Annotated in this window: 16 protein-coding genes and 1 riboswitch; of the genes, 10 read left to right on the forward strand and 6 right to left on the reverse strand. The window is 65.8% G+C overall.

All coding sequences use genetic code 11. The features are described 5' to 3' along the window. Positions 1-20: 20 nt before the first annotated feature. The 10 genes from ACESNG_RS24170 to ACESNG_RS24215 all read left to right on the forward strand — a co-directional run bounded on the left by ACESNG_RS24170 (position 21) and on the right by ACESNG_RS24215 (position 10,422). Complete coding sequence (locus ACESNG_RS24170; RefSeq protein ID WP_373063526.1) at positions 21-359, forward strand: hypothetical protein; 339 nt, start codon at positions 21-23, stop codon at positions 357-359. Positions 360-685: 326 nt separating this feature from the next. Next, entirely contained in the window at positions 686-1,246 is a 561-nt protein-coding gene (locus tag ACESNG_RS24175; protein ID WP_373063524.1) for a nitroreductase, read from the forward strand. Between the two features lie 84 nt (positions 1,247-1,330). Then, a complete protein-coding gene (locus tag ACESNG_RS24180; RefSeq protein WP_373071278.1) occupies positions 1,331-2,455 on the forward strand; it encodes a serine hydrolase domain-containing protein in 1,125 nt (374 codons plus the stop codon). Positions 2,456-2,654: 199 nt separating this feature from the next. Then, positions 2,655-3,173, forward strand: a complete 519-nt coding sequence (gene purE / locus ACESNG_RS24185) for a 5-(carboxyamino)imidazole ribonucleotide mutase (protein WP_373063546.1) — start codon at positions 2,655-2,657, stop codon at positions 3,171-3,173. After that, positions 3,170-4,357, forward strand: coding sequence for a 5-(carboxyamino)imidazole ribonucleotide synthase (gene purK / locus ACESNG_RS24190; protein WP_373071280.1), 1,188 nt, complete (start codon positions 3,170-3,172; stop codon positions 4,355-4,357). Before purE ends, purK begins: the two co-directional genes overlap by 4 nt. Positions 4,358-4,364: 7 nt before the next feature. Next, a complete protein-coding gene (locus tag ACESNG_RS24195) occupies positions 4,365-4,742 on the forward strand; it encodes a hypothetical protein (RefSeq protein ID WP_373063518.1) in 378 nt (125 codons plus the stop codon). Positions 4,743-4,785: 43 nt separating this feature from the next. Next, positions 4,786-6,027, forward strand: coding sequence for an acetate/propionate family kinase (locus ACESNG_RS24200; RefSeq protein WP_373063516.1), 1,242 nt, complete (start codon positions 4,786-4,788; stop codon positions 6,025-6,027). 266 nt (positions 6,028-6,293) lie between these two features. Further along, positions 6,294-6,368: riboswitch (SAM riboswitch) on the forward strand. Positions 6,369-6,433: 65 nt separating this feature from the next. Beyond that, on the forward strand, positions 6,434-7,813 hold the full coding sequence (locus ACESNG_RS24205; protein ID WP_373063514.1) for an O-acetylhomoserine aminocarboxypropyltransferase/cysteine synthase family protein: 1,380 nt from the start codon (positions 6,434-6,436) through the stop codon (positions 7,811-7,813). Next, a complete protein-coding gene (gene metX / locus ACESNG_RS24210) occupies positions 7,810-9,945 on the forward strand; it encodes a homoserine O-acetyltransferase (protein WP_373063512.1) in 2,136 nt (711 codons plus the stop codon). Before ACESNG_RS24205 ends, metX begins: the two co-directional genes overlap by 4 nt. Positions 9,946-10,167: 222 nt before the next feature. Continuing rightward, complete coding sequence (locus tag ACESNG_RS24215; RefSeq protein WP_373063510.1) at positions 10,168-10,422, forward strand: TetR/AcrR family transcriptional regulator C-terminal domain-containing protein; 255 nt, start codon at positions 10,168-10,170, stop codon at positions 10,420-10,422. 280 nt (positions 10,423-10,702) lie between these two features. On the opposite strand, the gene ACESNG_RS24220 is transcribed toward ACESNG_RS24215, so the two are convergent. From ACESNG_RS24220 to ACESNG_RS24245, 6 genes are all read right to left on the reverse strand, one after another. Beyond that, positions 10,703-11,089 carry a hypothetical protein gene (locus tag ACESNG_RS24220; protein WP_373063508.1) on the reverse strand — a complete coding sequence of 129 codons (387 nt, stop codon included), beginning with the start codon at positions 11,087-11,089 and terminating at the stop codon, positions 10,703-10,705. Between the two features lie 67 nt (positions 11,090-11,156). Next, the gene (locus ACESNG_RS24225; protein ID WP_373063544.1) at positions 11,157-11,666 is read right to left on the reverse strand and encodes a transposase; all 510 of its coding nucleotides are present in this window, start codon (positions 11,664-11,666) and stop codon (positions 11,157-11,159) included. A 632-nt stretch (positions 11,667-12,298) separates the two neighbouring features. Continuing rightward, positions 12,299-12,697, reverse strand: coding sequence for a PIN domain-containing protein (locus tag ACESNG_RS24230; protein WP_373071282.1), 399 nt, complete (start codon positions 12,695-12,697; stop codon positions 12,299-12,301). Then, on the reverse strand, positions 12,694-12,930 hold the full coding sequence (locus ACESNG_RS24235) for an AbrB/MazE/SpoVT family DNA-binding domain-containing protein (protein WP_373063504.1): 237 nt from the start codon (positions 12,928-12,930) through the stop codon (positions 12,694-12,696). The genes ACESNG_RS24230 and ACESNG_RS24235 overlap by 4 nt, the downstream gene beginning before the upstream one ends. Positions 12,931-12,991: 61 nt before the next feature. Next, positions 12,992-14,650 carry a hypothetical protein gene (locus tag ACESNG_RS24240; protein ID WP_373063502.1) on the reverse strand — a complete coding sequence of 553 codons (1,659 nt, stop codon included), beginning with the start codon at positions 14,648-14,650 and terminating at the stop codon, positions 12,992-12,994. Then, on the reverse strand, positions 14,617-15,751 hold a 1,135-nt coding region (locus tag ACESNG_RS24245; protein WP_373071284.1), incomplete at its 5' end, for a hypothetical protein. The genes ACESNG_RS24245 and ACESNG_RS24240, both read right to left, overlap by 34 nt.

Consider the following 15,751-nt stretch of genomic DNA (forward strand, 5'->3'; position numbering starts at 1 on the left):
GTGCGCGTAATGGATGTGCAGTGAGTCTCGAGCGTGTGAACTTGCCGGCGCTCGTGGCGCTCTGGGCGCGCCAGGTCGATGATCTGGTGCGCGAGCTTGATCGGATCGATCCGGCGAGACATGACCTGGTGGAGTGCGTGGCCGTGCGGCATGAGATCGCCAGACGATTGCGCGTTCGGCCGGCGAGCGCGGAAACGCGCGACTTACTGCGGGAGTTCGACGACGCGTTCCGCGCGGTGACCGCTGAGTCGCCGGCGTGTGCGTACGGGAACGATCGCGCGGCCGCGGAAGGTTGGACGAGCCAGCGTGAGTGGTATTTCTGGCGGCGGGTTACCGGGAGGCAATCCTCGTGCACATGAGCCGACGCCAGCCTGCACGCCACGGAGGCGATCTTGTTCAGTGGCGTGGTCACCAACGTGATCAAGCCGCTGGTTGGCCGTGCGAGACCGTACGTAGTGGTCGGCCAGGATCCGCGGTCGTTCCACCCGTTGCACGGCCGCGCTGGCTGCTTCCCGCGCCGCGGCCGTAGCAGGACAGCCCTGTGATTCGGCCAGCACGGTAGTCATCGTGGCACGCGGGTGACAAATTGCGTCATCAACGTGGGCTCGTCTCTGCTTCGCCCTCCTCCGCAACCACACCAGCACACTTCGTCTGGTTGCCACCCCTTTGCCATCGTCTCGTCATTATGAACGTTCTCGACGCCATCGCCGCACGCGGCTCCGTTCGGCAATTCTCCGATCGCACCCCAACGCAAGAGGAACTGGCGCGCCTGTTCGATGCCGCCAACCTCGCACCGAATCATCGCCTCACGCAGCCGTGGCGGTTCTCCGTGCTCGGCCCCGAAGCACGCGCCGCGTACGGTCTCGCACTCGGGCACCGCAAGGCCAAGAAGGCCACCGATGAAGTGCAGGCGGACAGCATTCGACAGAAGACCAGCGACGAACACCGCGCGCAGCCGTGCATGGTCATCGTCGCCATGACGCTGCACGAGAACCTCGAGATCCGGGAGGAAGACTACGCCGCGACCATGATGGCGGTGCAGAACCTGTGCCTCGCCGCCGTCGAGCTGGGACTGGGGACCCACATTCGCTCGGGCGCCATCATGGGAGACCCAGCCTCACGCGCCGCCGCGGGCGTTCCGGACGACGAACGCATTATCGCTGTCCTGACGGTAGGAACACCACTCGAGGCGCCAATGCCGAAGACCCGTCGGCCGGCGACGGAACTGACGCGCTGGATGGCGTGAACGGCCCCGAGGGGGTCGCTTGCGCTTAACGCGTCGCGTGTCGTGCTCGTCACACAAGGTATGACACGCTTCCCACGTTTTCCGATGACCTCGCTCAGCGCCGCGATGCTGTCGATCGCGGCGCTGGCTCCAACTGCGCTCCGCGCACAAGCCCCGAGCACGGCCCAGTTCGAACGGGCCGTGGCGTATGCCTCGCGCACCGACGGGCAGGCGATACTCGTGATGTATCGCGGGCGCGTCATCCACGAGCGGTATATCGCTGGCGGGAGCGCTTCGACATCGATGATGCTGGCCAGCGGTAGCAAGAGTTTTGTGGGCGTGGGTACAATCGCAGCCGTGGCCGATGGCCTGCTCCGACTCGACGCTCCGGTGGCGGAGTTGCTGCCGGAGTGGAAGAGCGACCCGCGAAAGTCGCGCGTAACTGTGCGGCAGTTGCTGTCACTCGAGAGTGGTATCGAGACTGGCAATCCGGGTACTGGCTGCGGCGGTCCTCGCTCCACATGGGCCGATGCGGTGGCCGCGCCCGCACTCGCGGAGCCGGGCACGCTGTTCCGATATGGCCCGTATCCGTTCATCACCATGGGTGCGGCAATCGAGCGAGTCAATCCACGCGAAAGCCTCGAGGCTTATCTCGAACGTCGCGTGCTTGCGCCGCTCGGCGTGAAGCTGGAGTGGCGCATGACGTGCAGCGATGGCAAGCCGCAGTTGGCGGGTGGCGCAGCCATGAATGCGCGGGACTGGGCCACCTTCGGCGAGATGATTCGCCGAGGCGGTCTGCACGGCAGTACGCGCATTCTGCCGGGCGATCTGGTGGCGCAGCTATTTCGACCGAGTTCGGCCAACCTGGCCTACGGTATGTCATGGTGGCTTCGGGGCGCGGCACTTCAGACCAATCCCGCGATGGGCGCGCCGGGTTTCGGCGCTGACGACAGTGGCGCCGGGAGCACTCGCGGGGCGGCGCGCGCCCGTATGCTCGAACGGCTCAAACAGCGAGCCGCTGAACGACGCGGCGCGTACAACGGTGGCGATGCCTCCACGCGGGCCGCGAACGCCGACTGGCTTCCCCGCGACCTGGTGATGGCGGCGGGCGCCGGCAAGCAGCGGCTCTACCTGATCCCGTCAGAGGAGCTGGTCATCGTGCGAATGGGCCCGGTGCGGGGCGGTCGGGCCTTCAACGACGACGAATTTTTGGCGGCGCTGCTACGGTAGGGATCTGGTGCGGTAGACAACGGCGGGCTCGCGTAGAAGCCACCGGGTTGGAAGCGGTCAAGCGATCGCGTAACTTTGACTGTCCGAGTGGCCCCCGAACAGTCGAGTCGGGGCTGCCGATCCCCTTTACGGAGTGCACGTGACCGCTGCTGCTGACAGCTCGATTGCTGCCGCGACCACGCCACTGATCGGTGTGGTCATGGGTAGCGCGAGCGACTTCGACACGCTCGCCCCGGCCTGCGAGATTCTCGCCGAGCTCGGTATCCCCTACGAAGCGCGTGTAGTGTCGGCGCATCGCACCCCCGACTGGTTGTTCGAGTACGCCGAAACAGCGTTTCCGCGCGGGTTACGGGTCATCATCGCTGGTGCCGGTGGAGCGGCGCACTTGCCTGGTATGCTCGCGGCCAAGACACTGGTGCCGGTGCTGGGCGTACCTGTGGTCGCCACGCCGCTCAACGGGATGGACGCGCTGTTGAGCATCGTCCAGATGCCGGCCGGCGTACCGGTCGCCACCTTCGCCATCGGCAAGCCGGGAGCATCGAACGCGGCGTTGTTCGCTGCGCAGCTCCTCGCCGCCGGCGATGCATCGTTGCGCGAGAAGCTGGCCACTCGCCGCATGGCCAAGGCCAGCGAAGCCCTCGCCCGCCCGCTGGCCGCGCCGAACGCGATCATGCCGAACCCAATCGCGCCGAGCGACTTCATCCCGTCGGCCACGTGACGCCGATTCTTCCCGGAGCCACCATCGGATTTCTCGGTGGTGGACAGTTGGGACGCATGACCGCCTTCGCGGCGCGTTCGATGGGTTACGACATTCACGTGCTCGATCCCGACGCTGCGTGCGCGTCGCACGCCGTCGCGTCACGCACGATCACCGCGGGGTTCAACGATATCGCCGCGGCGATCGAACTCGCGAAAGGATGCGACGTCGTCACGCTGGAAATCGAGCAGATCCACCCGGACGTTCTCGACGCGGTAGCGGCGCACACCGCGCTCCGGCCGGGGCGTGCGCCGGTGTACATCATTCAGGATCGCATCCGGCAGAAGCAGTGGCTCCAGGCGCAGCGCTTTCCGCTCGGTGCGTTCGTGGCGGCCGCGTCTGCCGCCGACGTCGACGCAGCGGTCCGTGCGCATGGTCCGTGCATCGCGAAGTCCACGCACGGTGGCTACGACGGACGTGGTCAGGTGCGTTTGCGCGAGCCTGAGCAGGCCGCTGATGCGTGGGACGCACTCGGCAGCCGCACCTGCCTTGTCGAGAAGATGATCTCGATCGACTACGAGATCTCGGTGATGGTGGCGCGTCGGCCCGGTGGCGAGATGGCCGTGTATCCACCGTCGCGCAATCACCACACGAGCGGCATTCTCACATGGGCCGTAGTCCCGGCTGTCATCAGCGACGCCATGACGGCGAAGGCAAAGACGCTTGCCGCATCGATTGCGGAGCGTATCGGCATCGTGGGACTCTTGGCGGTGGAATGCTTCGTGACGACGGATGGCGAGCTGCTCGTGAACGAACTCGCACCGCGCCCGCACAACACCTATCACCACAGCGAACGCGGACTCGCCACCAGCCAGTTCGAGCAGTTGGTGCGCGCCGTGTGCGACCTGCCGCTGGGCAGCACCGAGGTGCATGCGCCGTCGGCGATCGTGAACTTGCTTGGCGAGGTGTGGCTGCAACACCAGCCGCCGCACACAACCTATGCACTCGAAGTGCCGGGGACGCGCTTGCACTTGTACGGTAAGGCCGGTGCGCGTAGCGGCCGCAAGATGGGGCACCTCTCCGCCGTTGGTGAGAGTGCGCAGCAGGCGCTCGGGCGTGTGCTCGAGAGCTACCGGCGTCTCTCGCCGGAAACGATCGCGAGCTTCGATGTGCACGAGCCCGTGCTCGCTCACTCCACCAACTGACCAACGCATGTTTCCACGCGACTTTTACGAAATTCTGCACGTCATCGGCATCGCGCTGCTGTTCCTCGCCATCGGCGGCGTTGCCACACATGCCGCCAACGGGGGCACGAAGGCGACCAGTGTCACGCGCCCATTGATGGGGTCGATTCATGGTCTCGGTGCGCTGCTGATTCTCGTGGGCGGCTTCGGCATGCTGGCGCGACTCGGTTTCATGCAAGGCAGCAGCTTCCCGGCCTGGCTGTGGGTCAAGATCATCGTCTGGGTGATCCTCAGTGCCGTGGTGCTCATGCCGTACCGGCGTCCGGGGCTCGCCAAGCCGTTCCTGCTGGTGCTTCCGCTCTTGGCTGGCGTGGCCGTGTACATGGCTCTCTACAAGCCGTTCTGATTCGCCGCGACGTGACCCCCTCGCTGGCCACGCGCGTGCATCCGTGAACGTTCTCGTGCTCAACGTCGGCTCGGCGACGCTCAAGTTTCAGGTCGTCGTGACCGACTCCGATCGCATTGCCGACGACCGCGACGAGCGGCTCATCCGCGGACAGATCGAGCGGATCGGCGGCGAGTCGATCATCACGATTCGCGGTGCCGACGGTGTGGCACGCACGCGCACGGCGCCGCTGCGCGATTTGCGCGCCGCGGTGGATTGGCTGGTGGAATTCGTGACGTCGGCGGAGAGCGGCACCGGTCTTACCAGCCGCGGTGAGCTGCATGCGGTGGGACATCGCGTGGTGCACGGCGGCGAGCGATTCCGCAGCAGCGTGGCGATCGACAGCAGCGTACTGCACGGTATCGAGGAAACGATCGAACTCGCGCCGCTGCACAACCCGCACAACCTACGCGGCATCGAAGCGGCGCGCGCGGCACTGGGTGCCGGCGTGCCGCAGGTGGCGGTGTTCGACACCGCGTTCCATCACACGCTACCGGAGCACGCGTATCTGTACGCGATTCCGTACCCGTTGTACCGTCGGCACAAAGTGCGTCGCTACGGCTTTCATGGCACGTCGCATCGCTCCATCGCGTACCGCTGGCGCACGCTGACCGGTCGCAACCGCGCCGACGTGCGCATCGTGACGCTGCATCTCGGCAACGGCTGCTCAGCGTGCGCGATCAAGGGCGGTGAGTCGATCGACACCAGTATGGGCTTCACGCCGCTCGAAGGCCTCGTGATGGGCACGCGTTCGGGCGACATCGACGCCGCGTTGCTGGATTACGTCGCGGCAAAGGAAGGACTCACGTTGCCGCAGGTCGAGGCTTTGCTGAACAATCAGTCGGGACTGCTCGGCATTTCCGGACTGACGAACGACATGCGCGATCTGCTCGCAGAGGCGGAGGAACATCAGGATCGTCGTGCCAAACTGGCTATCGACATCTTCTGCTACCGTGCGCGCAAGTACGTGGGCTCGTATCTCGCGGCGCTCGGTGGCGCCGACGCGATCGTGTTCGCCGGAGGCATCGGCGAGAATTCGGCCGAGATCCGCCGTCGGATATGCGAGGGCCTGCAATGGGCCGGCTTGTACGTGGACCCGATCGCCAACGAGTCGCTGGTCGGTGGCCGCGAGGGCCGCTTCTCGACCGACAATTCGACGCTGGCGGCTTGGGTGGTGCCCACCGACGAGGAGTTGCTGATCGCCCGCGATACCTTCCGCGTAATCGCCGGAGCAGAGACGAACTGAGCAATTCCTACGCCTAAGGGGTTGCTGATTTCATGGAGTCGGGCGATACTGTCGAGTGCGTGGCGGTTTCCCCGATTTGACGGGCCGCGCACTCAGTGCCGGTGGCACTGACTATCCGTCTAAGTCGAGGTCCTGACGGCCTTCGACGAGAAATCGGCGCGGGCCGGCAGTCGTTTATCGCCACACGTTCACGGCTTGTGGCCCGCTGCACAGGAACAGCAAAACTGAAGGTGAAGCGCCATCGGCGTCAGCTTTTCGACGGCCAGTGTCTCTTCCGTGGTGATTTGCCGCCGATTGCCGCCACGTAAAACAAGGAGCTAAACTGCGATAGCGCCCGGCGGCCATCTATCCGCCCGGGCGCGTTCGTGTTGTTGGGCGGCACTCACCCCCCTTGGAGAGTGCCACGATGTCCGATTCTGTTGCTCCTACCGCTCGTCCCCTCGCCGTTGACACCCTCGCCCTGCATGTGGGCCAGGAGAAGCCCGACGGTGCCACGGGCGCCCGTGCCGTGCCGATCTACCAAACGAGTTCCTTCGTGTTCGACAGCCCCGAGCACGCCGCCGATCTGTTCGGACTGCGCGCTTTCGGCAACATCTACACCCGCATCAACAATCCGACCACCGACGTCTTCGAGCAGCGCATCGCCGCGCTCGAGGGTGGCGTCGCCGCGGTGGCCGTGGCCAGTGGACAGGCCGCGCTGACGCTCGCGCTGTTGAACGTGGCCGAGGCCGGTGACAACATCCTGGCGTCGCGGTCGTTGTACGGCGGCACCGTGAGCCTACTCACCCACACACTGCCCCGCCTCGGCATCCGCACGCGCTTCGTAGACATCCACGATCACAAGGCCGTTGCCGCCGCGATCAACGAGAATACGAAGGCGGTGTACGTGGAGACCGTCGGCAACCCAGCGCTCGATGTGCCCGATCTCACCGCACTCGCCACGTTGGTGCACGACTTCAACGTGCCGCTGGTGGTGGACAACACGTTCGCGCCCATCATCACGCGTCCGATCGATCATGGCGCCGACATCGTGTTGCACAGTGCGACCAAGTGGATCGGCGGCCATGGCACCTCGATCGGCGGTGTGGTCATCGATAGCGGACGTTTCGACTGGGGAGCCACCGCGCGCTTCCAGAAGTTCTTCATCGACCCCGAGCCCGCGTATCACGGCCTCCGTTTCGTCGAAGCGTTCGGCAACGTGAAGGGCGCAAACATCGCGTTCGCGGTACGCCTGCGTGTGCTGCTGCTGCGCGACATCGGCGCGGCACTGTCGCCATTCAACGCGTTTCTGTTCCTGCAGGGACTCGAGACGCTGCCGCTGCGTATCCGTCAGCACAGCGCAAATGCGCTCAAGATCGCGGAGTTCCTGCAGTCGCACCCGTCGGTGTCGTGGGTACGCTACCCCGGCCTCGCTTCGCATCCCACGCATCGTCAGGCTGTCGCGCATCTCAAGGGGGGCTTCGGCGGTGTGCTCACCTTCGGTGTGCGCGGCGGCGAAGCGGCAGCGCGACGTTTCATCGTAGAGACAAAGCTCTTCTCGTTGCTCGCCAACGTGGGTGACGCCAAGAGTCTGGTCATTCATCCGTGGACAACCACCCACGAGCAGCTCGGCGAGACCGAACGGCGCGCGGCCGGCGTCACGCCCGACCTCGTGCGGCTATCCATCGGCCTCGAAGATACCGACGATCTGATTGCCGATCTCGATCGTGCGCTGGCGGCGGCCGTCGCTGCCGACGCCGATCATATCACCATCGGTGGCCCGCAGCGGAGCGAGCACGCCGCATGAGCACCCTGCCCTCAAGTCTTCCGGTCGGACGCGCATCGGTGCGCGTTGCGCGGTCGTCCATTCCCGCCCGCGCCGCGAACGGTGTCGCCAACAGCGGCCCCGCCGCAGCGTGGCCGGTTCGCGACGAGACGATCACCTTTCACGACGTCGTGCTCGAGCGCGGCGACCGACTGGAGCGCGTCGATGTGCGCTACCGACTCGAGGGCACGCTCAACGCGGCGCGCGACAACGTGGTACTCGTCGTTCATGCACTGACGGGTACGACGCACGCCAGCGACTGGTGGAAGGGCGTGATCGGCGCCGATGCGGCTATCGATCCCACGCGGTATGCCGTGCTCTGCGCGAACCTGCTGGGCGGTTGTGACGGCACGACGGGACCGAGCGACGAGTACCCCGACGCGCTCCCGCCATTCAGCACTCGCGATCAGGCGGCGCTGCTGGCGCGACTGCTCGATGCCCTCGGCGTTGGCGCGCCCCTACTGATGTGCGGCGGTTCGCTGGGCGGCATGGTGACGCTCGAGTTCGCGGCGAGCTTCCCCGCGCGCGTACGGTCGGCCGTCGTGCTGGCGGCGCCCGCCGCGCAAACCGCCCAGGGTATCGCCTGGAATGCGATCATGCGGCGCGCGATCGCACTCGGCGGCGTGCGCGAAGGACTGGCGTTGGCGCGCATGGTCGGCATGCTCAGCTACCGCACGCCCGAAGGGCTCGAGCGTCGCTTCGGACGGGCGCGCAGTGAGCATGACACGTTTCAGGTGCGCGACTGGCTCGAGGTGCACGGAGACAAGCTGGTCGCGCGCTTCGATGCCACGAGCTACGGCGCGCTCATCGATGCAATGGACGATCACGACGTCGGACGCGATCGCGGCGGACTGTCGGCCGCGCTCGCGGCCGTCGGAGATCGGCTGACTGGCGTCGGTATTCCTGGTGATTTGCTGTATCCCGCCGAGGGTGTGCGCGAATGGACGACGGCGGCGAAGGCTACGTACGTGGAGCTGCCGTCGGTGCACGGCCACGATGCGTTTTTGTTGGAGGTAGATCGCGTGTCGGCGGTGATCGAAAAGGCGATCAACGAGTCGGAGCGACGCGCCGCGTCTGCCGCGCCGGTCGCCGCCATCGCTGCGACGTCGATCGTGAGAGCAGTCGCACCGCGCGGGCGTCCCCTGCGCATCGCGCTCGCCGGCTGCGGACATGTGGGCGGGAGTCTGCTCGAACTGTTCGGTGAGCGCGCACTGCGCAATGACGAGCAGCAGCATGTCGACACGCGGCCGATTCACGTGGATCGCGTGTTGGTGCGCGACGCCGAACGTCCGCGCCCCGCTCTCGCGCAGGCGATCGCGCGCGGCATCGCGGCGCCGGACGCCTGCGTCACCGACCCGACGCTGCTACTGAGTGATGACATCGACGTGCTGGTCGAAGCGATCGGTGGTACCACCACGGCGCGCACGTTGGTGGAAACGGCGCTGCGACGTGGTATCCGCGTGGTGACCGCGAACAAGGCCTTACTTGGTGAGCGCGGCTCGGCGCTGGCCGCACTCGCGCGCATTACCGACACGCGGCTCGATTTTGAGGGTGCGGTGTGCAGCGCCATTCCGATCGTTCGCTGCATACGCAGCGGCGCGGCGGGCGTCGGCATCACGAAAGTGAGCGGAATTCTGAACGGCACCAGCAACTATGTGCTGGAAAAGGTGGCTGACGGCGCCTCGCTGGCCGAGGCCGTCGCCACCGCGCAGCGGTTGGGCTACGCGGAGGCTGATCCAACGCGCGACCTCTCCGGCCAGGATGCGGAAGACAAGCTGCGCATTCTAGCGTGGATGTGCTTCGGTGTGGACCCGGCCACGCTCAAGGTCACGCGACGCGGGATCGATGCGGAGACGGCTGCCTGGGCAACCCGCGTGGCTCTCGAAGGCGATCGCGTCAAACTCATCGCCAGCTGCTCGAGAGAAGGTGACGAGTTCGTCGCGCGCATTCTCCCCACGCGCATCACCAGCGACGACCCGTGGGCCCGGGTCTCAGGTCCGTTCAATCGCATCGTGGTGGAGAGCGAAACCGCAGGGTCGCTCGTGTTTCAGGGACCTGGTGCAGGCGGACGTGCCACGGCAGGTGCGGTGCTGGCGGATATCTTGGCACGCTAGGAAAACTCTCAACCAGTCGCGCATGCTCCTGAGCTCCCCGTAATATTGGCGCGGTCGAGTCGCCCCTGGGTGCCCGAGCCCGGAGTGCGTGGTGAGTCAGCAGCGAACGTGGGCCAACGTCCGCTGCCGTACCAGGCGCAAGCTGACGCGCCGCGGGCGGTCATGCTCCGCGTTTATTTCCTGTAGAAGTGCTCCAACCTGTCGGATCCGTGGGTAGAAGACATGCAGCACGGGAGCACGTGGTACTTCGTCGGACCCAACATGCTGCGCTACATCGAGGCAACGCTCGGCACGCTGCGCGAGGCGGGACTCTCATGGGAAGAGACGGATCGCGCGTGGAACACAATGGACAACTACATCTATGGTTTTACGCTGCAGCAGCAGAATTTTCCCGTGAACCCGGATGTTTACGCGTCGGCCGCCGCCTGCTACCTGCCGATGTTGTCCGCCGACCGCTATCCGTACATGCATGAGTGACCGCTCGCGTTGCGGACGGTTCGCATGACGGCACGCTCGACTTCGGCTTCGGCCTGGAAGTGATCCTCGACGGGTTGGAGCGGCTGCGAAAGCAACGCTAGTGTATGTGCAGATATCGATCCAATGCGTCGCCCCGCGCGCTTGACGCACGCCGCTGTCTTTAACGCTTCACAATCTCCGCCGCGCGATCGAGGTCTCACGTTGCAGGAGGCCGTAACGCGATATCTCGAACTCCCCTGCTCCGTTGTCCTCGGAAAAGATGCCTACACCCCGTACCCGTTCATCCGCCCGGGGTGGGAATTTCAATCGGGCCTGGCGAAGAATGGGCCCCGGTCCCCTGCCTCGCATGCACCGGTGAGCCGCGCGGCGTCGGTGGGGCCGTACTCACGGGGCGGTCGGGGCGGCGGCGGGCGGCGCAGTGGATGTGCGCGAAGCCGTGATCGAGGACCCCGCACGCGAGGAAATTGTCAGCGACGCGCGCGACGACCGAGCGCCACGGGCCGTACTCGCGCGCGAAGCGGTCGTCGTAGCCCGTCTGGAGCCGCTGCAGGTGATCCGACACCAACCGAAAGAGCAGCGACGCCTGGGGTGTCGGGGTGTGTAGACGCCACGCGCCGCCGGTGCCGCTTCGGGCATGCGCGCTCCGGGATCGGGAAGCGCCGAGCATACGCCTCACTCGGCTGCAGACCGTCACCGTTTCGTTGCGTGACGGGCTGTTCCAATCGCGGAACTTGTCAAATGTGCGCGTAGATCGACGGTTCCGCGCGGATGTACGCGCATATATGCGCGTTCCGGGGTGCTCCCCACGCCGCGTAGCCCGCGTGGGCGAGTTTTTCGATGTTGTGGACGAGACAATACAGCGTCCATTGGCCGTTCACCTTCGTGGGGCCGCGCAGCGTGAAGCGATCGAGCCGCTTGTTCGCCCGCAGATTGCCCAACACCGGCTCCACCGTGGCGAAGCGTCGCTCATACGCCTCGCGTCCCTCTGGTGCGTCGATGCGCGCCTGCATGCGCGCGGTGTACGTGGGCCCGTCGGTGTCGCTATGTCCATGGAAGAACGCCACGTTGCACACCGGGGTGGTGTCTGGCGTCCGCAAGCACTGCGCGCGCAGCGGGCACGGCCCGCCGTCACGCTTTGCGCCGCGAAAGTGTGCACCGACGTGGTTGTTCGTCTTCCGGTTGCCATCGCGGTCCCGTGACGTGCCATTGTCGTGGTGCCGGGGGCGTCGGCGTGCTCTGCGCAGTCGCGCGCGAGGCCGGAGGCGCGAGCACCACGATCGCTAGCATAGCAAACGCGCGACGGGTGGCAGGCACGAACGGTTGGTCGCGGCGAACGGCGGGGAGAGGCGTCATCGTCAATGGCACTGGAGAGCTTGCGCGGAACCAGAAACGCGCGGAGAGCATACAGCAGGGCGTCCGCCCGACGTTGTACGACCTATTGCCGGAAAGTTCCGTGCTGGCCGACTCGATGCGGCCCTATGCCTTCGCGCCGCACGCTAGCAACAGTTTCTCGATTGCGGCATACTCGCCGCCGCGCGGACCGTTCTGCGCCCCGTGGCGACACCAACCGATTGGCGTGCCCTGATGATGCGCATCGCTCGCTCCGATCAAGACGCGTCCGGCTGGCACGCCAAGCAAGAGGGCGAAAGTCGCAGCTGATCCGTGCCACCACGCGCACCTGCCGCAAATCGCTTCCACGGTTCGTCCGGCGACTCGGCGGTGGTGCGCCAGCAAATTCAGCGTCGGTCATCTCACCAAAAGTGCGACGATACACAACGGGACCCAACGCCCGTACCAACTGGCCGGCGTACCCACCGCGTGATCGATGGACCTCGATGCGCACGCACTTGTTGCCGCTCGACCTTCGAGGCGGTTCCTAACGCACCGCTGCGAAGCCGCGCTCTTTCACCAGCACTGTGTCGAATGTTGCCACCGACTCGCAGTCGGCAGCGCGCGCATGCTCCCGGATGAGATAGTCGGCGAAGTCGCCCCTCCCGGTCGTATACGCGTCAAGGGCGCGTGAGAGCTGATCGACCGCTCGAAAGCGCAGATGTCGCGCGCGAAAGAGTTGTCGCAGGAGCGCGGAAACTTCGGTCCGTGTTACGCGGTAGCTGACACGCAACACCCACACCGTTTCGCAGACCACGATGTCCGAGACGAACAGCGACTCATCGGCGGCGATGACGCGATCGATCAGCGCGGCCGCCAACGCGGTCTGTGCGGCGTCGTCTTTGACCAAGTAGCGCACAAGGACGTTGGTGTCGAGCGCGATCACAAACCAACCGCGCCGCCTGCGATCGCCTCGTCCATCTGTTCGACGGTGACGTGTCGCCCGCCACTGCCGATACTCTCCCGCAGTGATGCCAAGTCCACCGTGTCCGCTTCGACAGTAATGGTGGAGTCCTCGTGGATGACGAACCGAACCCGGTCGCCTGCGTAGACGGCAAGCGCCTCCCGCACGGCTTTCGGAACGGTAATTTGCCCCTTGCTCGTGATTTTGCTGTTCATCCTTACCTCATAGATGTATCCTTACTAAGAGTAAGGGCGTTATCCGATTGTGGCAAGCACATCAACGACTCTTTTCTCCGACGGCCACATCAAAAGCGGCCGTCTCCACCACCCCGTTGCGCCGCACCTGCACAAATACGCGGTAGGCGCCGGCGCTGGGGAACGCAAACGGGAACGACAACGCGCTTGCACCCGCCGTGTGCATCGCGTGAGCACTGTCCGACATGGCCGAACTGCTCGCTTCGGCGCTGGCCATCACGCCAGCGATCTGCGCACTATCCAGCAACGCCGTGTCGCCGCGCTCGCGCCGCAGCAACTGCGCTTGCGCGGTCAGACTCGCGGTGCCCATGGGATGCAGGTGCATGAACACGCGGGCATCGCGACGTAGTACCATCGCGTGTCCACGCATACCCATGTACGGCGCCAGCGTCGATGGAGAGCCGCCGGCGTTCGTGACAGTGGCGACCAGTCGCAGATCACGCCCGACATCCACACGCGCATCAGCCGTGAGCACGATCATGCCACCGCTCGCCAATCGGTATGCCGCGCCGAGCAGGACGGGTGTCACGGCGCTCCACGCGTCGTCGGTGTCGAGCGCCGGTACGACGGCCGAGCTCAGCGCAGCTTGTGCCGAACCTTCGTCGCCAGGCACGACCGGCGCCACAGGTATGTCGACCGTATCCACCAGCGTGCGCTGCGCGCCGTTCTGCAACAAGAGGTCAGCAAACAGATAGTAGCGCCCCGCAGGCACCGCGGGCACGCGCGTGACGAACGTGTCGGCATGCACGCGCAGCGGATGCAGATGCGCAAGCGCACTTGCCGTCTCCGCACCGTCGGCGCGGATAAGAAAGAGATGCATCAATTTGCCGTGATCAGGCATGAGTGGCGCGAAGCGATTTGTGAGCCACAGCGAGTCGGTGATCGCCAGGGTGAGCACGCGCTCGGCGTCCACCAATCGCACCGCAGCCTGCATGGCAATCGGTTTCAGCAAACGACGCTGGTATGCGCGCTCCTCCACGTCCCACCACTTCGATCCACCAAATATCGCGAGGGCAAGGAGCGCGGCCCCCGATGCCATGGCGATCCGCGCGCCGCGCACGCGCGCCGGTGTGGGCGATTGTCCGGGCGGGAGCGGTCCTTCACGCACCGAGGCGCCAATGATCGTGAGCATCCCCGCCGCCAGCAGCATGCCGAGCGCAACGAGGGCCGCGCCCATGCCGCGTTCCATACCCAGGGTGCGGGTCGCGCTCGTTTGCATCGGCACCACCACCGTGCCGCTACCGGCCGGCCCCTCGATCGCGACGTACACCGAGTAGATGCTGGCGGTCATGATCCACAGATCGTGCGCCCACACCCCGGGATCGCCGGGAACCAGCGCGGCCTCTTCGGCTGGCGGCGCGCCTTTGGTACCCACGTTCCACTGTGCGGCGCGCACCGTGACCCGAGATGGTGTTCCGCTCAGCACGCGCACCGTGATGGGCACTTGCGCCGGTACGACGCCGGGAGGATTGATCAGGACACGCACCGGATAGCCGCCCGCCTGCCCCTCGAACACCACCTGATTGGTACCGATGTGTGCCGACAGCAGCACGCAGGCCAGCACGGCAATGCCAAGTACCGTGAGGCGCGTTCCGATGCGCGAGAGCAGCGCACCGAGACGCCGAAGAGCGGGCGTACGGGCGGCCGTCACCGACGCACCGAGCGCAGCCAGTTGCCCCATGCCAGCCCGGTGCGCGCCGACAATACGGCCAGCACCGCTGCAATACCGAAGGCGCGCACCGTCTGCGCCGCTGGCTCTTCCGCAAACTGGCGCATGGAGCGCAGCCAGTCGGGCGGCATCATGTACGGAATGTTGTCCGTGTTGAAGAACCAGTTGCGCGACACGTCGCTCACCAGAAAGTTGGCGAACGGCCATTGCGTTGCGGCATGGACGGCAAGAAACAGCACACCGAGCATCGCCGCCTGTAACCAGGCATTGCGCTGCCGAATGCGCGGCATGAGCAGGTCGAGGCAGAGCGCGGGCGCCAGCAGCAGCAACGGGAAGTCCAGCGACACCATGTGCGTGACCGCCGTGCGGATCGGTCCGAGCTTGGGCGATCCTTCGAACAGCGGCAGCACCCACACCTGCACGCACATCACCAGCGTGTACACGAGCGCGGTGGCGGTGGCACCAAAGCGAAGGCGCGTACTGCGGGCAGCAGCGATCAACGCGAACGGAAATACAATCGACGACACCACGTAAAAGCTGCCAAGGTGCATCGCTTCGCGATCGTGATATTCGGTCGTGAAGATCGACAGCATGGCGAGCACCAGTCCGCCGGCATACGCCACGAGGTACGGCGCCACACCAGCCGTCTCGGCGTCGGCTCCAGCCTCGGCGCGAGCCGTGGCTCCAGCGCGATCGGCCTCGCGCCCCTGCTCCGCCACCGCCATGACCAGCGCGCCTCCAAGAATCGTGATGAATCCGAGGGCCAGCAGCGCGTGCGGCGGACTGATGATCTTGACATCGAGGCCGTACGCCGCATGCCACCAGTCGTCGAACGGCGCGGAGGTCAGCATGGCGACCGCCCCCCAGATGCACAGCCATCCGCCCAGTGGACCATTGAACAGGCGCCACACGGTCACGCCGTCGGCCGGTGTTTGCTTCGAGAAAAACGAGCGGCGTATCACCTCGAACCCGCAGGCCAGTCCGGCCACGGCGCCGCCGGTATAGATCGCCAGGTGAGCCGGCGTCCAGAACGTGTCACGACCAATCGTCATGTGCCATGAGATATCCCAGATCAGACCCACGATCACGCTGGTCGCCGCGAACACCACCGCC

Origin of the sequence: Gemmatimonas sp., assembly GCF_041689975.1 — a bacterium.
Taxonomy (GTDB): domain Bacteria; phylum Gemmatimonadota; class Gemmatimonadetes; order Gemmatimonadales; family Gemmatimonadaceae; genus Gemmatimonas.